The organism is Tumebacillus amylolyticus, assembly GCF_016722965.1.
Classification (GTDB): domain Bacteria; phylum Bacillota; class Bacilli; order Tumebacillales; family Tumebacillaceae; genus Tumebacillus; species Tumebacillus amylolyticus.
Window position 1 is genome coordinate 542446 of sequence record NZ_JAEQNB010000002.1, and the last position, 23539, is coordinate 565984.

General features: G+C 49.2%; 22 protein-coding genes. 3 read left to right on the top strand and 19 right to left on the bottom strand.

The window, feature by feature from the left end; all coding sequences use genetic code 11:
- Nucleotides 1–26 precede the first annotated feature (26 nt).
- From JJB07_RS09625 to JJB07_RS09645, 5 genes are all read right to left on the bottom strand, one after another.
- Nucleotides 27–713, bottom strand: a complete 687-nt coding sequence (locus tag JJB07_RS09625) for an ABC transporter ATP-binding protein (protein WP_201634204.1) — start codon at nucleotides 711–713, stop codon at nucleotides 27–29.
- Entirely contained in the window at nucleotides 713–1834 is a 1122-nt protein-coding gene (locus JJB07_RS09630) for an ABC transporter permease (RefSeq protein ID WP_201634207.1), read from the bottom strand. Before JJB07_RS09630 ends, JJB07_RS09625 begins: the two co-directional genes overlap by 1 nt.
- 124 nt (nucleotides 1835–1958) lie before the next feature.
- The gene (locus JJB07_RS09635; RefSeq protein ID WP_201634210.1) at nucleotides 1959–2525 is read right to left on the bottom strand and encodes a TetR/AcrR family transcriptional regulator; all 567 of its coding nucleotides are present in this window, start codon (nucleotides 2523–2525) and stop codon (nucleotides 1959–1961) included.
- Nucleotides 2526–2768: 243 nt separating this feature from the next.
- Nucleotides 2769–3248 carry a DUF2975 domain-containing protein gene (locus tag JJB07_RS09640; protein WP_201634213.1) on the bottom strand — a complete coding sequence of 160 codons (480 nt, stop codon included), beginning with the start codon at nucleotides 3246–3248 and terminating at the stop codon, nucleotides 2769–2771.
- Nucleotides 3249–3433: 185 nt separating this feature from the next.
- Nucleotides 3434–4093 (bottom strand): Type 1 glutamine amidotransferase-like domain-containing protein, encoded by a 660-nt coding sequence (locus JJB07_RS09645; protein WP_201634217.1) that lies wholly within the window; start codon nucleotides 4091–4093, stop codon nucleotides 3434–3436.
- A gap of 336 nt (nucleotides 4094–4429) precedes the next feature.
- On the opposite strand from JJB07_RS09645, the gene JJB07_RS09650 reads away from it, so the two are divergent.
- Complete coding sequence (locus JJB07_RS09650) at nucleotides 4430–5386, top strand: MBL fold metallo-hydrolase (RefSeq protein ID WP_201634220.1); 957 nt, start codon at nucleotides 4430–4432, stop codon at nucleotides 5384–5386.
- A gap of 805 nt (nucleotides 5387–6191) precedes the next feature.
- Here JJB07_RS09650 and JJB07_RS09655 read toward each other — a convergent pair.
- The 3 genes from JJB07_RS09655 to JJB07_RS09665 form a co-directional block, all read right to left on the bottom strand.
- On the bottom strand, nucleotides 6192–7046 hold the full coding sequence (locus JJB07_RS09655) for a hypothetical protein (RefSeq protein ID WP_201634223.1): 855 nt from the start codon (nucleotides 7044–7046) through the stop codon (nucleotides 6192–6194).
- A 149-nt stretch (nucleotides 7047–7195) separates the two neighbouring features.
- Nucleotides 7196–8044, bottom strand: a complete 849-nt coding sequence (locus tag JJB07_RS09660) for a hypothetical protein (RefSeq protein ID WP_201634225.1) — start codon at nucleotides 8042–8044, stop codon at nucleotides 7196–7198.
- 235 nt (nucleotides 8045–8279) lie between these two features.
- The gene (locus JJB07_RS09665) at nucleotides 8280–9362 is read right to left on the bottom strand and encodes a hypothetical protein (protein ID WP_201634227.1); all 1083 of its coding nucleotides are present in this window, start codon (nucleotides 9360–9362) and stop codon (nucleotides 8280–8282) included.
- A 932-nt stretch (nucleotides 9363–10294) separates the two neighbouring features.
- On the opposite strand from JJB07_RS09665, the gene JJB07_RS24505 reads away from it, so the two are divergent.
- On the top strand, nucleotides 10295–10504 hold the full coding sequence (locus tag JJB07_RS24505) for a Spo0E family sporulation regulatory protein-aspartic acid phosphatase (RefSeq protein ID WP_201634228.1): 210 nt from the start codon (nucleotides 10295–10297) through the stop codon (nucleotides 10502–10504).
- Here the strand turns inward: JJB07_RS24505 and JJB07_RS09675 are convergent.
- From JJB07_RS09675 to JJB07_RS09720, 10 genes are all read right to left on the bottom strand, one after another.
- Nucleotides 10472–11764 carry a helix-turn-helix transcriptional regulator gene (locus JJB07_RS09675; RefSeq protein WP_201634230.1) on the bottom strand — a complete coding sequence of 431 codons (1293 nt, stop codon included), beginning with the start codon at nucleotides 11762–11764 and terminating at the stop codon, nucleotides 10472–10474. The genes JJB07_RS24505 and JJB07_RS09675 overlap by 33 nt on opposite strands.
- A gap of 363 nt (nucleotides 11765–12127) precedes the next feature.
- Complete coding sequence (locus JJB07_RS09680) at nucleotides 12128–13138, bottom strand: tetratricopeptide repeat protein (RefSeq protein WP_201634232.1); 1011 nt, start codon at nucleotides 13136–13138, stop codon at nucleotides 12128–12130.
- Nucleotides 13139–13170: 32 nt separating this feature from the next.
- Nucleotides 13171–13458 carry a helix-turn-helix domain-containing protein gene (locus tag JJB07_RS09685; protein ID WP_201634234.1) on the bottom strand — a complete coding sequence of 96 codons (288 nt, stop codon included), beginning with the start codon at nucleotides 13456–13458 and terminating at the stop codon, nucleotides 13171–13173.
- A gap of 985 nt (nucleotides 13459–14443) precedes the next feature.
- A complete protein-coding gene (locus tag JJB07_RS09690) occupies nucleotides 14444–15319 on the bottom strand; it encodes an RNA polymerase sigma-70 factor (protein ID WP_347338336.1) in 876 nt (291 codons plus the stop codon).
- 31 nt (nucleotides 15320–15350) lie between these two features.
- A complete protein-coding gene (locus tag JJB07_RS09695; RefSeq protein WP_201634239.1) occupies nucleotides 15351–16631 on the bottom strand; it encodes a phytoene desaturase family protein in 1281 nt (426 codons plus the stop codon).
- A gap of 75 nt (nucleotides 16632–16706) precedes the next feature.
- Nucleotides 16707–16922, bottom strand: coding sequence for a hypothetical protein (locus JJB07_RS09700; protein ID WP_201634242.1), 216 nt, complete (start codon nucleotides 16920–16922; stop codon nucleotides 16707–16709).
- A gap of 51 nt (nucleotides 16923–16973) precedes the next feature.
- Complete coding sequence (locus tag JJB07_RS09705; RefSeq protein WP_201634245.1) at nucleotides 16974–18233, bottom strand: ArnT family glycosyltransferase; 1260 nt, start codon at nucleotides 18231–18233, stop codon at nucleotides 16974–16976.
- A 90-nt stretch (nucleotides 18234–18323) separates the two neighbouring features.
- A complete protein-coding gene (locus JJB07_RS09710) occupies nucleotides 18324–19154 on the bottom strand; it encodes a hypothetical protein (RefSeq protein ID WP_201634248.1) in 831 nt (276 codons plus the stop codon).
- Between the two features lie 4 nt (nucleotides 19155–19158).
- Nucleotides 19159–20226 (bottom strand): hypothetical protein, encoded by a 1068-nt coding sequence (locus JJB07_RS09715; protein WP_201634251.1) that lies wholly within the window; start codon nucleotides 20224–20226, stop codon nucleotides 19159–19161.
- Nucleotides 20227–20246: 20 nt separating this feature from the next.
- Nucleotides 20247–20900 carry a FusB/FusC family EF-G-binding protein gene (locus tag JJB07_RS09720; protein ID WP_201634254.1) on the bottom strand — a complete coding sequence of 218 codons (654 nt, stop codon included), beginning with the start codon at nucleotides 20898–20900 and terminating at the stop codon, nucleotides 20247–20249.
- Between the two features lie 253 nt (nucleotides 20901–21153).
- Here JJB07_RS09720 and JJB07_RS09725 point away from each other — a divergent pair, with 253 nt between their 5' ends.
- Nucleotides 21154–21954 (top strand): alpha/beta fold hydrolase, encoded by an 801-nt coding sequence (locus JJB07_RS09725; protein WP_201634257.1) that lies wholly within the window; start codon nucleotides 21154–21156, stop codon nucleotides 21952–21954.
- Nucleotides 21955–22028: 74 nt separating this feature from the next.
- Here the strand turns inward: JJB07_RS09725 and JJB07_RS09730 are convergent, their stop codons facing one another.
- Nucleotides 22029–23333, bottom strand: a complete 1305-nt coding sequence (locus JJB07_RS09730) for an S-layer homology domain-containing protein (protein WP_201634260.1) — start codon at nucleotides 23331–23333, stop codon at nucleotides 22029–22031.
- Nucleotides 23334–23539: the final 206 nt, after the last annotated feature.

Below are 23539 nucleotides of genomic sequence, written 5' to 3' on the forward strand. Positions count from 1 at the left end.
GATTCCGACCGGTTACACCTGCGAAACTATTCCATCGACACCCGTGTTAATTTGCCATCCTCCATTCGATACACCTTGTCGCAGTACGAAAGCATCCGTTCGTCGTGCGTAACCATAACCGCCGCTTTTTGACGCGACTTGGCCTCTTTGGCGATCAAAGCGACCACTTCATGTGCGCGCTTCGTGTCGAGGCTGGCCGTAGGTTCATCTGCCAAAATGACATTCGGGTTGTTCATGAAAGCTCGCGCAATCGCTGTCCGTTGCTTCTCCCCGCCGGACAGCTCCTCCGGATAGCTCTTCAACTTCTCTCCGAGCCCAAGGTCCTTCAGCAACTTTGTGGCGTAGTCTTGATCTGCCGTCGTCATTTTTCCGGACATCTTTTTTACAACCAACAATTGCTGAAGGACATTCAGATAAGGAATCAAATTCGACGATTGCATGATAAACCCGATTTCATGCAACCTGATATGCGACAATTCACGAGGATTTGCGTTCGAGATATCCTTTCCATTCACTCGTACTTCTCCTTCGGATGATTTGAGCAAAGCGCCGGCAATCGACAAAAACGTACTCTTTCCTGAGCCGGATGGACCGATAACGGCAACGAATTCGCCGGGCTGAACCGAAATGCTGACTTGATCCAGAGCCACTGTGCGATTGCTGCCTTCCGTAAAGTATTTGGTAACCCCTTTGATTTGCAATCCCGTTGTCATTACTCGACCCTCCCCAGCGCTTTCAGCGGATCAATCTTCGTTATCTTACGGACGGATACTAACGAACTGAGTATCGCAATGGCGAGCAGAATGAGGGAATAACCAAACACCAGTTTGGAATCGAGGATGAACGGCATTCCCTCCGGCATCACCGCCGCCGCCCCATAGGTGAGCGCGATCCCGATCAAAATGCTTACGATCGACAGGATGAATACTTGTGATACAACCGTTTTGCCCAAGAATTTGTTCCCGGCGCCGATCGCCTTCATGATGCCGAACTGGTTCGTCTTCTGCATCGTGAATACGTAGAAGAACACGCCGAGTACAAACGCGGAGATCACCAGCAAGAAAGCCAGCATCATCGTAATGGTACCGCTCTCTTCCTTATACCCGGGCATACCTTGGACCGCTGTCTCATGGGTAACCGTATTCGTATCCTTCAGCTTGCTGTCGATGACAGCAGGATCGATCTCTTTGCCTTGCAACACGATTGCATTGACCGGTTTGTGAATGCCTTTATCCGAGCCAGGTGCCGCAAACATGATGTTCCGCCATCCCTCGATCGGGGTAAACACAACCGCAACATGGTTGTACGTTTGATTCTTGACGAAGCCTACGATCGTCAACTCATGCGTTGAGCCGTCTAATTTTAATGTATCTCCGAGTTTGAACCCTTCTTTTTTCATGGAGTCATTCACGATTACTTCTGTAACACCATTAACGGACAAGCCTTTGCCCTCGACCACCGCAGGTTCTAGAAAACTACCCGGTTCAATACCGATGATTGCAATATCGAGCTTGTCCTCACTTTTTTCAGCAGAGCTCTTTCGTACTGTGGCCATCGTGCTTCCCATAGACGAAGCGGCCTCAACACCGGGCAACTGGCTTGCGGTTGCGACAACCTCTTCAGCCAGCAGGGATTTACTCAGGGAAGCTTTCGAGCCTTGCTCGAAGATGAGGTAATCGGCCTTCATACTTTTCATCGTCGCTGCTGATAAAGTCTGAAGTCCGTTACCAAGACCTGATAGAAGAAAAACCATCCATGCGATCAATGTGAAAATAACCGCAATCATGAGAAACCGCGTTCGATTCCGCATTAGTTCCTTCATGGCTAAATACATGGGCCATCCACTCCTTATGTTTTATTTGACACGAGTGTCAAAATCGGGAGAGCAATTTGCCCCCCTTCTTCTTTATTACACACCATAAATGACACATGTGTCAAGTTTAGATCTGCACTCTTCCTCAGCGTTTTGCCCCATTCAACCACATGTCGAACAGAAGCCCACTCCATTTTGACAGAGGCAGTTTCATCATGTTCGGAGCATTCACCAGATTGAAGAATACGCTGATCAGCGCAGGGATCGGAATATCCTCTCGTAAGTGACCTTCTTGAAGCGAACGTCCGAACAGTCTCATTAATTGAACCTTGAGGATTTCATGCGATTGTTCAATATATTCCAGGTCTTGGGCAACTGCAACGGACACGCCCGCGTTGATTTTATTGGCATCTCCCAAAAGTTGATGAAATTCGGATTCCTCGACATAGACTTGCAACAGTTGCTGAAGCGCAACCATTGGATTCGACTCATCGACTGCTGACGCTTTCTCTATCACTTTGATGATCACACGCTTCATGCAAGCGGCGACAATCTCCTCTTTATTGGCATAATACTGATAGATGGTGCTACGAGCTCCTATTAAATGTTGGGACAAGAGCTTTACGTGGAAACCCTCGTACCCATGCTCGAGTAACAGTTTTTTCGTCATATCTAGCAGCTCTGATTCTGTATATGCTTTTTTTCGACCCATGGTGGCACCCCCTTGTTCATAAGCAACTACCTCATAGTGTATCAAATTTCGGGCAATCGGATAAATCTAATGGTGATATTCACATTGCCTGCACACAAAAAAACAGCCCCTTTTCCACGCTCAGCCGGCGCAAAAGGGGTCGCTTTTTCATGTAATCCAACCCGCTCCGAAAGTTCTGTTACGTTCATTCTCCTTTACGCCAACATCACATCAATATGGATAAGGATTGCCATGTTGTTCACCTCAGACCGTTAAGTCGTTTTCTGATTTTATATCGATGGCATGTTGTACGAGCTTTTGAAGAACCGCAGCAAAGACTGCGATCACAAGTGCGGCAAAAATCAACCCATTTCCGACCGGCATGATAATGGGCGGGTCGACTTTCTTCGCCATGAGATAATACAAGGGCGTGTTCAGCACATGCAAGATACTGATGGTAAGGGCACAGTATTTTATATTCTTCAAGGATTTGAAAGATAATTCCGAGAAAGACTTATTATTGTCAATATATGTCAGCAGTTTGAAAGTTTGATACAAAGCGATGTAAAACGGGATCGCCGTTGCATACAAACCGATCCTAAGCAGATCATGCAGATACGCTGCCTCAGGATATAATTCTGCCATAAAATTCGAGACGGCAGGGACAAAAAATATACACAACGCAAGAACAGGAATCCCCATCAGAACAACGGCTGCCTTTAAAAAAAGTGTTTCGCGTTTCATCCAAAGCACCTCCAGTGGTTATTCGCATTTTGATACTACCATGTATTTTATCGTTTTACAATAAATAATTATCGCGTTTTGAGGTCCTCGCCAGAAAAAGCACAAAGACCATCCACCAACCAAAACAAAAAAGCATCGAAGACATTGAACTCGTCTTCGATGCTTTTTCTTTTCCAATCGATGTGCTACGTAAACAGTTTCCAATGCCCTTCGGATACAACTTCGACCGCTCCATCGACCACTTTGATGGCGGTTTGATCATCCATTGCATACGCCGGCCCCTGCATCCCGGCCGCCCATTTCTCCGCATTCGCCATCGTGTTATACAGCAGCATCTCGTGATCCAGATGCGGGAACATCGCAAAATCGACCAGACCCAGCGTTTCATCACCACCGGTGGGTGGTTTCCAGCGAACGAAGAATTCCCCGATGTTAGGTGCCATCACCATGCTCCCGGCACTCATTCCCACATAAACCAACCGCAGCGAAGGCAAGAGTTCTGCCAGTCCCGACTGCTGCATCCAGTACGACAGATACATCGGGTCACCGCCATTCACGAGTAGAACGTCCGTCTCCTTGAGCATAGGAACCCACAACTCTTGATCGATGCTGGGCAGCGCAGTGAGCTCCAGCATCCCCATGGACTTCCAACCCAGCTCACACATTGGGTTCCCGGGCTGTCCATTGAAGAACTGCCATGCTTTGCTCGCACCACCTGGTAGTGCGTACGACGCAGTGGATATGCCGAGAGCGTTAGACTCGGCAATCGGTTTGTCCAGCATGCCAACCAACGCGTCATGTATGCTTTTGTTAGTGACGCCTCCAGCTGTAAGCAGTAATTTCATAACACAACTCCTCGTCTTGGTGTGCGTCTGACGTTTCATTCTATTGGGACAGCCAGGGCTGGCACAAGAGCCAACCTGACCCGATCTTGTTGGGTATGCTGTTGCATGCTGTATCTTAAAACTTATATCAGGATGTAGCAAGAGTCAAGATAATAACATAAATGTATATTCAGTTTCATAAGGGGAGGTGTGAACAGTTGTGGATACCTCTTGTGAAGCAAGCAGTAGAAGTAACAACACGGAAAAAATGCTATTCTTGATCTCATGATTCATGTATCCTACAAGTAAGAAATTTATTTTTCAAAATTTAATTCCAAGCGAAAAGGGAGTTTCATCATGTCTACCACGATCTTCTCATCACCCTATTTTCAGCTGCAGGAAGTCGCGCACGGCGTCTATGCCGCCATCATGGTTCGCGGCACCGGGGCGTCGAGCAACGCCGCCATCGTCGATCTGGGCGACCGCACGCTGGTTTTCGATACGTTTTACACCCCGCAAGCGGCGGCCGACCTGCGCCGTGCGGCGGAGCAATTGCTGCAACGCCCAGTCTCTCTGGTCGTCAACAGCCACGGCCACTTCGACCATGTATTTGGCAACCAAGTGTTTACGGACGGGGAGATCATCGCCACGGTGGATACTCGCGAGTTTATGGCGGTGCGCAGTGCGGCGTTGATCGAATATGCCAAATCAAACCCGGAGTACCTCGACCAATTTGCGCAAGAAATCGAGCAGGAGACCGACCCGGCCAATCGTGCGCAGATGCAGGACCGCCTCAGCGACATGCGCGTCTTCGACGCCGCCTTGCCGACTCTCGAACCGCGCCTGCCGACCCTGTTGTTTGAACATGAGCTCACGTTCCACGGCAAGAATCGCACCGCCACGCTGATCACATATGGCGGAGGCCATACGCCGAGCGACGCGTTTCTCTATCTGCCGGATGAAAAACTGGCGTTGATGGGCGATTTGCTGACTGTCCAAACGCACAACCAATTCATGCACGGCGATGTTCATGAATTCGTACAAAACCTGAAACGCATCGAAGAACTGCCGATCGACATCGCCGTCCCCGGACACGGCCCGGTCGGCAGCATGGAAGACATTCGCACGATGCGCCTCTATTTTGAAGAACTGCTACAGCGGAGCGACGAACTCCATGCCCAAGGCGTCTCCCCGGAGGAAGCGGCCGACCTGCCGATCCCGGACAAGTATGTTGCTTGGGACGTGCCGAGTTTGTACGGAGTCAACCTGCACCAGTTGCTGCAGCAGAAGGCGACGGCCGCCGGCCAATCCTAATTGAATCCTGCCATTGCTTTGAGCTGCCTCGACCTGATTCGCTGCAGCTCTTTTTGATAAATTCACTCCCAGCGGGCATTTTTGTCCATGATTGCTTTTGGCTCATTGGTAGCTGCGGTCATCTTCGGTTTGCTTACTAGATTCATTGCCATACTCAACCTACTAAAAAAGAAGTAGACCTCCCTTGAGCTTGGCGGCCTAGGAGGTCTACTTCTTCGCTATCAGAGAGCCATAATTCTAACATAGGGCAGGTATCGGATTCAACAAAAGGAAAACATACTTGTGATCGGTTATCCTCGGCTTACGCAAGAATCAAAGCTACTCTGTCGTTACAGGAAATACCGGATCCGCAGCGTGGCGCCCTTTCCTTTGGGAGGGGCGTACAGAACTATATCTGTATCCTTTTTCATCAAGTACATCACGTGACAGCAACTAGCCATTCTGTGATTTCTTGATGGGTATCCTCCTACAGAACGATGAAGCTCACCTGAGCAAATCTCAACCGAATCTCTTCCCTCACTTCTCGACGATTCCATTATTTCTTCGATCTTCTGTCGAAAAACGTCCGAGTTTGGCATCCGTACACCTCCTGAACTGTAGTCCTAGTAGAATGTGGATACTAAAATCCTCTATTTTCTTTTCAATCCACGAATATTTCTCCTCCGAATCTTCGAGGAGGAAATTGGATGGCCCTTACTTATGATATGGCTCACCGTATCGCTCTAAGTTAGAAACGTGAGTCTGCTTGCCCTTTGGGCAGGCTCCTTTTTGTGTTTTCAGAGAGCACACCATATACACGATTAAATCATATCCGATCGGAATAACACATTTTTACAGATGACTTTTCATTTGTATATTGGCTTAAAAGAATTTTAATAAACTCCAACCTACCGACCAGCATTTGTTTAATTTCTATTTTATCAACATCAGGAGCGTTGAGCTTTTTATCTATACAAGTATACAATATCTCAATATACATCTTTGAAAGCAATAGCAAATCAAATGTTTTCTCTTCGCAAGAAGCCCCTGACCGCATTCTTACCCCGATCCCGTTTTCACCAATTTTCAAGTAGTTCTTAGTTACCTCGAAATTTATGTGAGTCTCTTCGGAATACATGCCGTAGAGTTTGGCATAATCACCATGTATCTCCTTTATGAAACCAACCGTTGATGCTGGCTTCGTCTTCTTAATGAGCTCCATATCTTTATCAAAAATGTAATATGCCCAACATATCTGTTCGTAAATCACTCTGTACACCGCTGAAACTTCGATAAAAAATCCCTGTTTAAGCAATGTTACAGCACTCATGAAACTAGAGGTTAATCTCGTATAGGCAAATAAAAAAGTCATATGCTCTACTTTGTCAGTCAGTGTAGCAACCATTTTCAGTTCCTGCTGAACGCTCTGTACAACCTTAACAACTGAGTCCTGAATGAAATCAACTCTACCTAAAGCCACCTGATCGGAAAAGCTTTCAATGCACATTTTATCCATTACGATTTTCATGTTCTCAAACGTGAAGTTTTTATCTATATACGCCTGAATCGCTGCAGCTATATGCATTCGAAACTTTGGCGAACTATTTGTAGGAATTGCATAGCTCAAATCACAAAAAAGATATGGTTTCAGTTGATAACCCGAGTCCTCTGGCTTGTTCATCTTACTTTCACCTCGAAATTTAATCTGGAATGAGAACGACCATACTTCATCGTTCCTTACTTATTATAAGACTCAGCGTATCGCTCTAAGCCCCCTAGTTTGAGGGGGCTTATTCCTTTGCTCTAGAACATGAAAGATCGTAATATACTTCAAGCCTGAATCTGAATAATTCGTTTAGATAATTGTTGCAAAAACTCTGGCGGTATCTTTGAAGAACGACATACATATTCGGCAATAAGAAGGGAGAACTTAGCAGCCTGCAAGTTTTCTGAAGCTAATACTTTAGCCCATTCATACGGTTGAGGCGCAATATACTCAAATGCAATTTCCCTTAAAATCATTGGGACTTTACATATGTCATAAGGTGATTCCAAACACTGCCTAACCAACTGAATAAACATATCCCACTCAGGTAAGCTAAGAGTTGGCTCATTTTCGTAGCCACCACCATTTCCTATCCTCGAATACAATGAATTAATAAAAGTGTAACTCTCTCTACCACCCCAAATAAGAACTTTTAATTCATCCGATAGTTGTTTTTTTGTTTCTGGGAGGAGATATTGATTAAAAACATTAGCAACAACTTCACTCAAAGCCACACTGAAAAGAGATATTAAATCTGATACTAACGTCAAATGAATAGGGTGATCAGGGTTCACTTCATGCCTTATGTCTCTAATCACAGATAAGGTGTGCCTTAACTGCAATCTGTAGTCCCTTTTGTTCCAAAATCCGAATTTCACAAACTCAATCGCCGATTTCAATTTAGGGAACATCTTATGGATACCGTAATACTGATCCCATGATTCAATAACACATGTGGCACTGGATACCATGTCATAATCACGACTTGTGCATCTAGCATATTTCTCGAAGTCATTACCCGACAAAACTGAGATATTTAATTCAGTTGCCGCTAACTTATGATCTTGTTCAATTTTTTTCTCCAACAAGATTATTCCTTGTTGGCTATCTAACATCTTCATTATTCCATTCATCCAAAGTGCTCTTGTGATAGGAGATTGATTCTTCAGTGTTTTACAATCACCAACAATGACTTTTAACTTGCCGAAACTCTCTGGATACAAGCCCAAGACATCTATGTCTGTGATAAGTTTTGGACTGGTGGCAGTCCCATCTATGCAATATATATCTGCTTCTAGATGAGGATACCACCTTTTTGAAACAAAGTACTTCAATAGGGAAGACTTGAGAATCCTATCTTTTATTATTTTAGACACCCCCAAGGAAAATGTTATCCACTTCAAATTGTTGTTCTTCGGTCAACTCTATATTCTCACGTTGGCGAAGATTCGCTGAACTAATAATTGACTCAATATACTGCTGATTTTTCCCAAAGGCTAGGCGTGCATTTTCATCAATTTCTAGACCCTGAGTCTCTCTCGACTGTACGATATTAATTGCAATATCGAGGGCCTGCTTATTCTCGGGGGAGTCAATCAAATGAAATTGAAACCATCCACTAGTGGTAGGTACCAATTTCCCAACCCTCATCACAGTCAAGTTTCTATATTGTTCTAATGCTTCCGTGTTCGCTCTTAAGTAACCCACCGAACGAAGCGCGTTCAAAATTGCATAAGGGCTTCTGATTCTGTAGCGATTTGCAAGATATTGACCTTGCCTTACAGCCGCTACCAGAGCCATTGCCCTTTCATAAATCTCTCTTTTCGTTGGATTCAATCTGATATTTCCTGGGGTTGGTGTAAACAAAAAGTAGTTACTACCAGAATGACTAGTTCGTATTTCGGGTGGCTTAACGGCACCATCATGCGCCAATCTGATCAACATATTAATTTCTTCATCAGTTAACTTGTACCCATTTATCTCCTTTGTCTCTTTGATTATTTTTAAAGGGATACCCTGAGCATTCTTAATCAAATTTAGAATACGTTGGACATTTGAGGCTCCTGACTTTGCAACTAGGTCAGCATATATTTCAGTGTTTTCTGAGAAAAAGACGGGGCTTAGTAATATTTCCTTACCTCTTGCTCTTTTAGAAATAATATAGTTACCTTCTTCTCCTACTTTTAAACCTCTAGTTAGCAATTTTTGATCAGCACCTAGCTGATTTGCTAACGCGTCCTTGGTAACAGGTGATTTTGTAAGTTTCTGTAGCATAATAAATGCCAGCTGTTCAGACTCATTCAACTTTTTGTTTTGAGCATATTCTCCAACGTGATCATAAAGATCTTCGTAGAATGGTACCGTTGGAATAACCGATTTTATTGTTTCACCTTCTTGAATAAGTCTTACAAACTCAATCTCACCAAGTGTCCTAATAAGTTGCTTCAACACGATTGAGTTTATCCCCAAATAGTGTATAGCCACCAATTTTAGAATATCATACTCTACCCTTGGCAAACCCCTTAAATGTAAGGAAAGCCTAACCAACATACCAACCTCTGGTATTGTTTCAAACTCTGGAACGTCTTTGTTTCCCAATCCTAATGAAATATCATGACAACGAAGGGCTAACTCTTGCTTATTACTTATCAACTAAACCATCCCTTTCTAACTAATTACAAATTATTATAATACAACTTCCTAAACGCCTCCACCTCCTTTCGTTTATATCCCGAAAATTACTCCTTTTTGTTTCATTAGTTTATCCTCAATCTATCCCAATCAAATATTTTCCCTCTCAGTTAGCTTGGGGGTTATTCAAAGATTACCTCTACCCTCACTGAAAGTGACTGACACACCTTCACACATAAAAACTCGGGCTTTTTAGGGTCCTTTAGCAAGGTAAAGGGACTAGCATACACATAACCAGTTCCCTTACTTCCCGATCTTCCGAACGGCAAAAAAGGGTTACGTCCAATCCTTAATCGCGATAATGCGTTCACTATTCCGAACGACTTCGTCATGAATGCGACAAGAAAACTTGTCACGAAATTAAGCTATTGTTACTGTGATATTTCCTTGTTAATATCCACTTGTAAGGGCAGCCAGCTACCGGAGCTTCCAACAGGGGGGTTCGGGGGAATGGGAGCTACAACACCTGAGAGGGATGTCCTTGCAAACCATCTAACGAGCGAAGGGAAATGCCAACGGCAACTTTTGCTCATTTTGGATGGCCTCCCAAATGTCATTGCCCTCACCACGTTCTCGACTAGCACGAATGCTGAATGACGCGAATGAAAACGGACAATGACATTCATTGAGGTAGCAGGTAAGCCATACTGCTACCTTATTTTTTGAGCATCTAGCGGCGAGGTGTGGGAACTGTGGGGGACTTGGCAAGCATAGAGACAACAATCCATCATCTCAGGGCTGAGATGGTTCGGGCATATGAAAAAGCGGGCGACCTCGGAGATGAAACCGTGATCGCCCTGAGTCAGCAACTCGATCTGTACCTGTTGAAGTTCCAGCAACAAACTAGAAGGAGCCAGGGGGAAGCGGGGTCAAGCGGTGAAGACAAAGCCACGATCTTTTAAGCTCTCTTGCATGACCTTTCTCATGAGACGGAGACAGTCATACGCAGTCTTCACATCTCCCGCCTTCTGGTGTACCTCTGCCAAGAGCGAATAGCAGTCTGCAACGTCTGCTTTCATGTCATGCCCCCTATACAGTTCAATTGCTTGCTCGAATGTCCGTACCGCTTCGCTATGCTTGTCCAAGCTCCCAAGGGCAAGACCCTTGACCCTGAGTAATGTTGCAGCCGTCGCAGAACCGGCGGTTGCAATAGCAAGTCCTTCCTCAGACGCTTTAAGGCTCAACTGCGGTTTCTTCTGCTGGATGTGGAGCAAGGCGATGTCGCCATAGATCGTCGCCGCCTCGTCTGTGAAACTGTTTGACTCGCAAAGCTCTAGGCACTCTTCAAGGCTGTTTAGAGCCTGTGCCGATGGCTTCCCACTCTGGCCCGCGGTGACAAAGTTGCGTTTGACCTCGATTGCCAGCTTCACATTCTTGACCGATTCGAATAGAGCAACAGCATAGGAAGCGTACTCAGCGGCAAGATCGAACTCCCTTTGCTGACGGAGACTCAATGCAAGTCCAAGATAGGTCTTCCCGATCTGCTCAAAATTGTCCGTGTCAGCTAGGAGATTCTTTGCTTCTTGAAAATACGTGAGTGCGTCATGTGTCTCCCCGAGATCGTGGTGAATCGAACCGAGATTGTTCAGCAACTCACCCTGTAGAAACGGCTCAGGATTCGTCAATTGCGGGAAGAGGTCATAACCCTTCCTCCAGTAATAAACCGCTCTGTGGTGCTTCTTGCGGCGTTGTTCCAAAGCTCCCAGGATGTTCAGAGCAGACAGCGCACGTTGGAAATGCAGCCTAGCAAATGCAAGCTCAACGGTTTCATTCAGAACGTCACTTGCTTCGTCAAAGCGATGCAATTCTAAAAGGCACTTCCCTAGATCAATCTTCACGTCAACCGGATTCAAGTTCGAAGAGGGATTCTGGACAACCACTGTAAGAAGATCGACAGCGCGGTCATATGACCCCGAGGACATAAGTGCTTTTGCAACCTTGTGCGCGGTATGGTGCTCTAGTTGGCTTTCGAGATCGGCGAGGAGGTATTCCAAAGGTTCTTCCAGCCGTATGGCTATTGCTTCGAGAACCTTATACGAGGGGTTAGCCTTGTCCGATTCAATCTGAGAGATCATGCTTGGTGTGACAAGTCCTGAACCCAAGTCACTTTGAGTGAGACCCTTCTTGAGTCGAAGCTCCCTGATCTTGCTTCCTAACGACATACTCAATGCCCCCTTTGACATTGGTTAAACGGTTTTCCTCATTTGCAAAGGTATCTAATGTCCTACCGTCAACCTCTTATACCGTCATATTAAGGGGAAAGCACACAATAATAAATTATGAATTGCATGACAAAATAATCAAAGGTATTCACGAAGTCTTACAACAAGAAAAACCCTAGCGTATGCTAGGGGAGTCGAAAAAGTACGTTTGTACAGACGAGTGAAACTAGTGAATGGGGTACGCAATGCTCATAGGGCCGGGTCCCGTGTAGTCAGCATTTTGTTGTTTGGACGATGTTGCCGTCCAGAGAACAGAGCCAACAAGAGTCGCACAAATCATGATCTTTACGAGTTTTTTCATCATTACACCTCCGGGTTGGCAAATAAGTCGAGAGAGTACCGTAGCAGGTCGCTGATGCGCCTTGAAAGCTGAATAGCCGCATCGGAATCTCCGAGTTTCAAGTAGGAGTCAACCGCAATCTCTAATGCATCAGCTTCGTCTCTCTTTACCCCTATTTTACCGTAGCGTTCCGATGAATTAAAAGACATTTCAATTGCTTCTGAGAATTTACCTTTTGCGTACAATGATCTTGCCAACACTCTGTAGTAGAAAGCATAGACGTTATTGTGGTCATACTCAGGCAGCTCGACCGAACTCAACACATGTTGTGCTTCTACTAGAAATTGCTCTGCCTCTTTGTAGCGACCGTTCTCCAAGTGTATCTCTGCAATTCTCACATTCGAATAGATAACCATATTAAAACTTTGTAATAACTTGAAGTTGTCGATGCACTCTAGGAGCTGTTCCACCGCGAGAGAAAATTCCTTCACCGAAGTAACTGAGCTTGCAAGGTTGTAACGTACATGTTGTGCCAGTACGAGAAGGTTATGTGATTTGTATATGGCAAAGGATTCGTTCAAATACCTCTCAGCAAGTTCCAATTTGTTCAGATCGCGATAACATTGCCCTTGCCTAAAAAGAGTATCGGCTAATCTGATGTTGTCTGCAATCTCACGGAAGTACCATTCTGCTTTTTCAAGGTGCTCCGTAGCTTCCGACGGCTTTTTGAGCCAACTGCACACCATTCCAAGGTTGTAGGATATTTTCGCCGCGAGTTCATCAAAGACAGCGAACGTCAACGCTATCTGTTGTGCTCTCAGATAGTGTGCATGAGCATGGGTCATGTTAGAGGCAAGGAAGTAGGCGTTACCTAATCGGTTGAATACGTCAGCAACTAGGTGTTCGTCCTCTTGGGCTGATTCGAGGCTTTCACGTAGATCAGAGAGAATACGAATGGCTTCTTCTGCTCTGCTTGTCCTCATATATGATTCAGCTTTGTATAAGGACACTTCTTGCTTCTGATGTTCCAGCAAATCGCCACGTTTTTCTAGGGCAGTTATGTGTTTTAACGCATGAAGTATTCCTTCCGCTCCACAAAGATTTTGACAATTACCACTAGGGTACGGACTTCTAACTCAGCAGTAGCTTCAATCAGTTCTTGGAACGGGATACCCAGCGCGTCACTGACCCGTTGCAGCTTATCGGGGGAAGGGGTAAAGATACCGCCTTCAGCCTTGCTAATCGTGGACGGCGAAACATCTGCCTTGTCAGCAAGTTCCTTTTGGCTCAATCCCCGTTCCTCACGAAATCTTCTGATCTTTTCCCCGACACTATTCTTCACTTCAGTTCCCATTTGAGAAGTCCTCCCAAGAAGTGTTACAGTTTCTGACAATTATAACAGAATAATAACTTCCAGAATATATTTATTAATTACTTAGTCAAACACATGTGAATACATTAACGTGACTGAATCTTCAACAGAAGGAAGTGAAACGATGTACGAACCTTGGGTTTATGGGTTTGGAATCTTCGAAATCGTTTTTGTCGTTATCACGATGATTCTATGTCACAGACTGAAGTATGGTCGTAGGCAGAAGTAGTTGAACCTTTTTCAAGAATCTTACTATCAATCCCGTTCCTGATCAGCTCAATATTGAAGTTCTACGAAAAATAACCCAAACACAAAAAGACCTCAGCCAACAGGAACTAGATGTTGGCGAGGTCTTTACTTCCCCTCGTATTTCACACTCACTTATGATACGGCTCACCGTGGCAATAGCAAACACAAAATTTTGACTGACGGTAAAGTTTTTATCTCGATCTAAAGAACAGGCGTTCCTCTTTGGATTCTCCTATGATAGAATACTATCAGTACAATTGAATAAGCTCCTCAAGGGCGGTCGGCTCATCCCCTCACGAAAGGGGGTGAGATCGGTATGACGGAATTTCAGATTCTGACTTTTATGATTGCATTTGGTACGCTTGTAGCTGCGATCATTTTCGGATTATTGACTGTAATCCTGACCATACTCAACCTACTAAAAAAGAAATAGACCTCCCTTGAGCTTGGACGGCCTAGGAGATCTATTTCTAGCGAACATTGAGCCGACACCCTTGATGGGTATCAGTTGTGCAACGACCGTAGGTGTTACTAGCACCTGCGGTCACTTTTTATTATATGCATTTCTTGTGAATTTATTTTACCACAAGCTGCGACAACTTCTCAACACTACCGTTTCCCTATTTGTGATAAGGCTCACCGCTCTAAATCCAAAAGACCCGATGATCCTATTCCAATGAAATCCGTCTGGTCATCTGATCAGGAATCCCCCATTCCCTCAAGATCCTATCCGCGCCAACTTATCCGGGTTCCTAACCATAAAAATCCTCCCAATCCGCTCCCCTTCGCGATCAAACGAGAACGTCCCCACCACTTCATCCCCAGCTTTAAACAAAAGCCCCGGTTGCCCGTTGATCGTAACCGGGTCAATCGCACTTCCCGACGGAGCATTCCGGACGATCCCTTGCAGAAACACAAGCACGCGGGCCGAAGAGACGATCGGATGGATCGCCGCCACTGCTTTTCCACCCCCATCGGAAAGCAAAGTCACATCATCAGAAAGCAGTTCCATCAACGTCCCCGTATCCCCCGTGGTGAAAGCTGTCACAAAGCGATTGAGCACCGCCTGATCCTTCGCGTACTCAACATGGCGGTCAGCAACCTCCGGGTGAAGCTTTTGTTTCACGCGAGAATGAATTTTGCGACAGTTCGTTTCCGACTTGCCCACGAGGTTCGCGATCTCCGCATACTCGTACTGATACGCTTCTCGCAAAACGAACACCGCACGCTCCGTCGGAGTGAGCGTTTCCATCATCAACAAGTACGCCATCGTCAAATCGTCGCGGCAGAGCAGTTCTCGCATCGGATCGTGGTCTCCCCGGTCCTCTCGCCAGACGACCGGCTCCGGCAACCACGGGCCGACGTAGACTTCCCGACGGTGTTTGGCGGATCGCAAAAAATCGAGACACCTGTTGGTCAGCATCTTGCAGAGGTAGGCGCGTTGGTTGTGAATTTCCTGCGCTTCCCCCAAGCCGGCATACGCGACAAACGTCTCTTGCACCATGTCTTCTGCGTCCATGACGGTGCCGAGCAATCGGTAGGCCAGCGAAAAAAGCAACGGCCTGTATTCGGTGTAAAGGTCTTGCGTGTCGATGTGGGCTCACTCCCTCCGAGGTGATCTTCTTCTATAGTATAGCAACGGAGAGGATGCGCTGGGCAGTTTCTTTGCCGCTGACAAATGCGGCGTCGGCGAGCATCGCATCACAGACGGTCCAATCCCCCGCGAGAAAGAGACCGGGGATGTCTGGCACGACGTTTTCCGGCTCATGGGAACCCACTCGTTCCACCGTTTGAAGCCCATAGGTGACTGCGATCCGTGGGAGAAAGCGGGATGTGATCACTTCATTTTTCCACCCCGGTTGGAGCAAGTCGAGAAATCCCTCCAGTTCCGCCCGATCGCGAGCTGCGTCCGGGGTGTCGTCCGGACTCAGATATTTAAAAAGATGCAAGACCACATGGCGGTCATCGCGAGTCAATCGAGCGACGCTGGAGTGGTTGGAGTAGTAGTACGGACGGTCGAGATGGAGCGCAAAGTCGGTGTTCGGGTCGGGCAATCGGCGCAACGAGACGTCGAGCGCTGCCCCCAGTACCGGAATCAACCGTTTGCAAACCTTCGCGAGATGCGAGTTGGGCACAGCTCCGGTGAGTTGATGGGCAACTTGCGGGTTGATCGCCGCCACGATGTGTTGAGTTGCAATCTCCCTACCGTCCGCGAGCACGACTTTCATCTCAGGATGGGTGCCGGAGATGGCGATGACCTTCTGCTCCGTGCGCAGGACAGCTCCTGCCGATCTTGCCTTGTCAGCGAGAGAATCCACCATCGCTTGCCACCCTCCATGCAGATATCGCACCCCGCCCCCGCCCACTTGAAACTGGCGTAGGCAAACCCCCGCACTGACTCGGGTCGGCGCGTTCGAATAGCTCCCGAGCCTGAACAAAGCGTACAGGAACTTTCGCACGTTCTCATGGCGTGCGTTTTGCTCAACCCACTCCGCCAAGGTCAACTGCATACTCGCTTCCGGCACGGCCTTTGAAACCTTGCCCATCACGCGAGCCAACTCGATTTTTTCTCGAAATGAGAAAGCGGTGGTCTTCAACAATTCCAAAGCGGATACAGGCAGCCCATGAACCCCGCTCTGCGTAACGAGTCGGCCTCCGAGCACCACTTCGCCTGCGTCGGGATCGAGGCCGAGCTCTTGCAGAATCTTGCGTCCCTGTCCCTGGTTCGAAAGCGCATGCGGGCCGATGTTGAACAGGCTCCCTTCCCTCTCATCCGTCGCGCCACGCCCTCCCCACCGCGAACTCTGCTCCAAAACCAACGTCCGAAGCCCTTGTTTCGCCAAATAGACAGCCGCCGTCAAACCGGAAAGCCCGCCGCCAATGACCACTACATCCCATCGTTCCATAAAAAACGCCCCCTTGCGTCTGTGAGTTTACACTCAAGACGAGGAAGCGTTGCGTTTTGTGACAACATACGCGAATCATCCAAACTGATACGGAAAACTCAACCGATACAAAATATACTGCCGAATCGACTGGTCCCGATACGTTCCCGTGTTTGCTTCAAAATACCTCTCCATGAACATGATGATCCGCGCCTTCTCATCATCTTCCATCTCATAAGCCCGACGCATCGGCCCGACCTCCGCCATCAAGCGAGCTTCCAACTTGCGCAACTTCCGCTCCACCTCGTTCACGTCCGCCCTCCTCCTCCCCCTCTACAACATAGGCAAAAAGAAACCGTGCCGTCACTCGACGACACGGTTTCTTTCCGGCAAGAGCATCCCGACGAACAAGAAAAGGATCGGGAGCAACGGCAATGCGTACCTCGGCAGCGTCACATACACCATATGCACTCCCGTAAAATACGCGAAAAACAGCACCAACAACCACACAAATTCCTGCTTCCTCAAAACCGAAACGAACATCCCGAGCGCTCCAAACACGACCAAATACTTATGTATCGGAATCAGCACCTGGAAGTCCCCCACCAACGTCTCTCGCCAATCAAACGGCCGCGACCAAAACGCGCGGAACTTCCCGATGGTGTACCACTGCAACATCTCCTTGGGATGTTTGGAGAACTCCGCTTGCAGACGCTGTTTCCCCATCTCCATCAGCAAGTCGTTCGTCGCAATCTGATCTCCCGGAACCCGCTTCCACCCGACGGGCAGGTCCTTGAACTGCGGGTCATGTCCACCTGACCATACATCGTGATTGAGATACGTTCCGGTGAGAAATGGATTCCCGCTGGCCTTGGTGAGCGGGATGAATTGATGGAAATCAACGTAGTTGCGAATGATCCACGGCGACAGGACGAGGAACAACGTCGCCACGAGAAGTACGCCGACCCGAAACGCTTTTTTAAACCCGTAATCCGCCCGAAACCAGAGATACAGCCCGACTACGGCGGGCACGAGAGCAATCGTAGGTCTCGTCAACGTCGTAATCCCCAGCAGAACCCCCGCCCAGATAAAAAGCGAGGTCCTGTGCGTTTGAATCGCCCGGATGAGCACCACGAAAAAAGCCAACATCCCCAACGTAAACATCGACTCCGTCAAAAACACGATGCTCGACAAGATCGTAGGCGGGTACACCGCGTATATCAACGCCCCGACGATCCCCGCATACGGTCTCTTGATCACTGCGCCCAAGAGCGCCGTCATCCCAATCGCCAAAGTCCCGATCACAGCAAAGGAATACTGCGCCACCGTCAGTCCAACTTCCCCCGAACCAAACACTGCAAAGACCCCCGCCAGATACAAGGGAAAGACCGGCGGAATGAACACCGTTGGCAAGTTGACGTCAAACCCAAACGTAAAAATTCCGGCCTCCAAAAGCCGCTGTGCGCTTTTGATGTAGTACATATCATCATAAATGGTAATCGGCCGATCCGGATGATGGAGGATCATGACCACTCGCAATATCAATCCAAGCAGCATAATGAGGGCAATCAATAGAAGTTGGACGCGGGTGAGCGCTTGTATAATTCCTCGTTTTTGTTCCAAGATTTTCCCTCCTCATACCTATATTATTTTCAATAAAATACGAAAAAAACCAAAGTCAGCAACATCGCCGACTTTGGTTCTCTTCCCTACTTATTGAACGTTCACGGTAAACGGTGCCGCGATCACTTCATCTCCCACTTGGAACTGGCCCCAAACTTTGTAGAGCCCCGGAGCCGGGAATTCGGTGTGGAACATCACATCCGAGCCCGAACCTACGCCGTCCATCGCGTGGACGTGCAAGTAGCGGTTGCCCTCGCTGTTCAAGATCACGCCGTGTCCGAACGTGCCCAAGTATTTGTCGAGTTTCACAGGCTTATGCGTCGTGGGATCGGCGAGGTGAAAATTCAACATCGCCATCTGCCCCGACTTCAGCTCGGGAATGTCCGGCGTGGTCGTCAGGGTGACTTCCACACCATCGAGCGTCTTCGTGAACTTTTCATCGGGCAAAACGGGCTGTGCCTGATGCGTTGCGCCCTCCACCGTGACCCAATGCTTGGCAACGGCGATGTCCTTGCCCTCCGGCACGAACTCGGCGATCAGTTGAAACTCGCCGCCAAACGGGAACTCATGCGAGATCGTGAACACGCCGTTCCCTTGGTAGTCCGGGTGCAGATGCGCAAACGACGAGAGGTCGCGAGAAACCACGATCAAGTGCAAGAGCATCGTCATGTCTTCCGTAAAGTTCTGTACAGGACTCCCGTTTGCGTCGAGAATCTGCAACGTCAACGGTTGCATCGACAACACCTTGAAGCTGTATCCGTCCGATTTGGTCTCTCCTTGCCCGGCCGATTGCAGCGCGTGAACCAATCCGTGGTCTGCGGGATGCAGGTCAAAATTGTCCATCGCCCTTGAGGAGCAACCTGACATCCCGACAGCGGCAACTCCCAGCGCCACCAGGGCTGCTCGCTTCATCCAACGCATGAGATCAGTCCCCACGGCGCGGCGGCAACGCGAGCAACGAGACGCCCAGAGATACGAGCATCGCTTCCACAACAGAACCCGCCCACAGTTCAGGAGCCCAGCCGATTCCGTCCAACACCGCCATGCCTGCATAGTACACGCCCCACAGAGTCAGCGGCACGGCCAAGGCGATGACGCGGTAACCCCACATCCGCTCCGGGCTTGGGTTCAACGTTTTGAGCAACACGTCAGCCAGCAAGCCTGCAACGAGAATGACCGGAATGACGACCCAATCCATGAAACCGTCCAGCACGCCCATGATCAGACCGACGAAGCCGAACAGAAACGCATAGGTGCCAAACGGAGTCTTCCAACGACTCATCAGCAAAAACATCGGAGCGACGAGCACGATCGTGTCGAGCAAGATCGTGACCAATCCGTACTTGTTGTTCAGCTCCTGCAAGCGGTAGAAGTTCGCACCGGCAAAGTGCGTGGCAAAATACTGCACATTGCCCTCCGCCGGGATGTTCTGACGGAACATCCACGCATACATAAGGAAGAAACAGATCGTCGAGACCGTCAGCACCGTCGAGAGCAGCACCGGCAGAAACTCCCGCCACGTCGGGGCGGTCATCGCGCTGTCGGTCCAGCCTACGCGAAACGGGGAAGTCAAGATCAAGAGCGCCCCCGCCAAGAGAATCAAGTGCGTCGGGCTGAGCAGCGCGGCGACGTCCTTTTCAATGCCGAAGATCTCGTGCCACGCCATATCCCCGAGCCCGCCGAGCAGGAACACGAAGATTCCGATCACACCGAGCCCGTACCCGCGAGGCACCGCTTGCGCCCACGAAACGCCGTTCTTGCGTTTGATCTGGGCGATCATCCATAAAATCCACGCCGCCGTCGCGACAAATCCGGAATACAAAATCGCATGCCACGGAGTGAAAAACGTCTCCACAACCCCGTGGTTGTGCGCGAATCCATCGACGAACACGCCGCCGATCAGCCACGTCCCGAGCAACATCGTCACGATGTTTTTTCCCGTGGACGGGCTTTTCAGCGCAACGCTCTGCAACTTGGGTTGCAACATCGCCATGCCCCTTACCCCCTCATTCTCTACTTCATTGTGGTGATAAATTTCTCAAACTCGGCCGGGTCGGTCATCGTCGCGTTGCATCGGGAGCTGTCCAGACAGATGTGGTTGCCGATGACTTTATAGCCGTCTTGGATTTGGCGGTTTTTGATCTGCTTGGTGACCAAGGCGACCCCGTCTCCACCGTGCGGGCGTTGGCACCACGTGCATTGGTAGGCGCGATTTTTCGGACCCATCACATAGCTGCACTCTGCCCCGATCCATTTGCCGTTCATCCGGTAGACCACATACAACGACTGCGTGGCGATGTCGCGCCATCCGAGGTAGGTCAACTTGGAGAAATCAAGCGCGTCCAAGTCGGGGAGGACGAGCTTTTTTACCTTGGGGAACAGCTTGCGAATCTCAGACCCCGTGATCGTCGGGAACGGGATGACGTAGGGTTCGAGGCGTGCGAGATACTGCTTGAGTTCGTCCTTGTCCCGCACCTTGCCTGCGTCGGTCAACAGTTCCCGCTGTTCAGGAGTCGTGCAATGGATTTCGCTGTACAGCGTATGCAAGGCACTCTCCCTTGAGGCATCCACGACCCGGTAATCTCCGGCGAAGTAAAACGCTCCGATCAACAAATTGACCTGCGAGCGGATCAAGTTCAGGTGGTACGGTTTCAAAAAGGGTTCCATAGTCATACTCCTCCTGTGTTCTATTCAATTGTGGACGAGAGACAGGTGCGGCGTATTACCATAGACTTAGGCCCCCTCAAATTGAGCAAACATAAATTTTCAATCATTATAATGGACTTTAGATCATCCGTCAATTTTTTCCAAAGTTACGGAGCCAGATCACGAAGGATGTCCATGCAAATGATTGGAACTTTCAGAAGAAAAGTGCGATAATGAAGTCAGAAAATGGAAGTTACTTGAAGGAGGACTCGAAATGACGACGTTGGAAAAAGGATTTGCCAAGACGAGCGGGATGTACTACGAGCGACTCGGGGTCGGAACTCCGATTGTGTTGATTCACGGGTGGAATTTGGATACGCGGATGTGGGACGGGATTTTTGAAGACTTGGCGCAGGAGTTTCAGGTGATTCGTTTTGATCTGCGCGGGTTCGGGCAGTCTCCGGCTTCGACGGAACCGTACTCCCCGTATGCGGACATTGCGAGTTTGCTCGATGATCTCGGGATTGAGCAAGCGTACTTGGTCGGGCATTCGATGGGCGGTGCAATACAATTGGAGGTGGCTTGTGCGTATCCGGAGCGTGTGCTCGGTCTGGTGCATGCGTATGGCGCTATGATGGGGGCGCCGCGCTCGGAGTCGATTCAGGAAACGAGCAAGATGCTGTTCGAACTTGCCCAAGCGGGCGAGCAAGAAAAACTCCTGCAACGCGACATCGAGACGTTGCTCGACGGGCCGAATGCAGAGCCGGGTCGTGTCGGCGGTGAAATTCGCGAGCGCTTGCGGGAGATCCGGGTGCATGCAAACGGATTGGAGCGGGACTTCTCGATGATTCGCGTGTTGGAGCCACTGCCGATTACGCGGTTGGAAGAGATTCAAGTGCCGCTGTTGACCATCTACGGCGATCTGGACTGGCCCGATTTTGAGGAGATCAGCAACTTGTTGGTCGAGCGTGTGCCGCATGCGAAGCAAGTGTTTGTGGAAGGCACCGCCCACATGGGCCCGATGGAGAAACCGCAAGAGTTTGCGCAGTTGGTGCGGGAGTTTGTGAAGAAGTGAGAGTTTGCGAAATCACGACGTTCGCGAAAAAAGTCCCTCCCTGCTGCGGCAGAGAGGGACTTTTTTTCTAGAGCTTATGCGTTGTCGAGGATTTCTTGCGGGACGGTGACCGGGGGGACGTTGTTGAAGTCTTGGAACGCGTAGTCGGAGAGAAAATGGCTGGGGTCCGTTTGCTCGATGCGCATGGCGGTGAGGTGCTTGGTGGCTTTGTCGATGACGAGGCGGTAGGTCATCGGACCCGGTGCGGGGTGCGACCAGTCCTCGGGGAGCAGGAAGAGAATTTGGTAGTCCCGACCGGTGAGGGAGCCTGTCAGCGTGTACGTGGTGGCATCCTCTTGGGCGGTTAGGAACGGTGCCAGGTCGTGCGTCATGCTGGCTTTGAGCATACCGTGCGGGACGACGCTTTCGTAAGGACCGAGAGTGCTCTGGGTATAGGCGCGTTTGCTCCATGTGACTTGCCCGTTGGCAGAACGCGGTTGGTAGAGATAGCCGTTGGCTGCGTAGGATTCGATCGTTTCGGAAGTCGGTTGGTTGGAGGCGTCCACGCCTTGGTGTGTGCCAAGCATGTGGACGGTGAACGGGTTTTTGGTCCATTGGATCGTGGCGCGTTCTTGGTCGTTGCCAAATCGAATGCGGGTGTAGGCGATGTTCGCAGATTGGAGGTTCTCCATGACTTGCACGGTGCTGTCGAGCAGGGCTGCGGTGTTGGTGAAGGATGCGATTTTGTTTTGATACGCCGCTTGGTGGAGAACGAATTCGTAGGACAAGCGGGCGACGGCTTGGCGTTCGGCGTTGCCTTGGGGATCGAATTTGAGCAGACCTTGGGTGTCGGTCGCGCCTTGGATGAAGCCGATGCGTTGTGTGAGTCCGACGAAGGGTCGGGCGTACTCCGAGATGATGTCCCGGTCGTCGAAAGTGCCGTGCAAGTTCAGAGTCTGGGCTTGGGAAGCGCTTTGCATCGCCCGCAGGAAAAACACGGCGAGTTGCTCGCGGGAGATCGGGTCTCGGGCTCCGTAGGTGGTCGTGCTTGTACCGGAAGTGATGCCGGCGTTGACGAGAGCTCCGACGTAAGGACGCGCCCAAGGTTCGACGTCGGTGAAACGTGCGGATGCGGCGGTGTCCGTTTTTAGCTGCATCGCATGGGCGAGGATCGAGGCGAACTCGTCGCGGGTCATCGTGCTGGTTGGGTGGAAGGTGCCATCGCCATAGCCCCCGATGACGCCTTGGGCTGCGAGGGCTTGGATTTCAGTGGAGGCGTAGGAGTCGGAGATGTCGGTGAAGGTCGGAGTTTGGGCGTAGGTGGTTTGGGTTGGAGTTGATGCGAAAGTCGCGAGCAGTGCGGGAAGAATGAGAGTGGTGAGGGCTTTATATCGATTCATGAGGAGACCTCCTGCTGGGTAGGGTTCTTAAGTAGGTAGTATGGCAGAATAAGGAGGAAGAATGCGAGGAGGTCTCATCATCAGAACGATTCGAATGACTCCTACTGATTTTATTTTGGTGTACACTCCTTTATTGCGATCTGGTTCTTTGTATGGTTCAGACTATGGACCTATTGTTGAATAGCCTCGTTTTAACAAATGTAAGG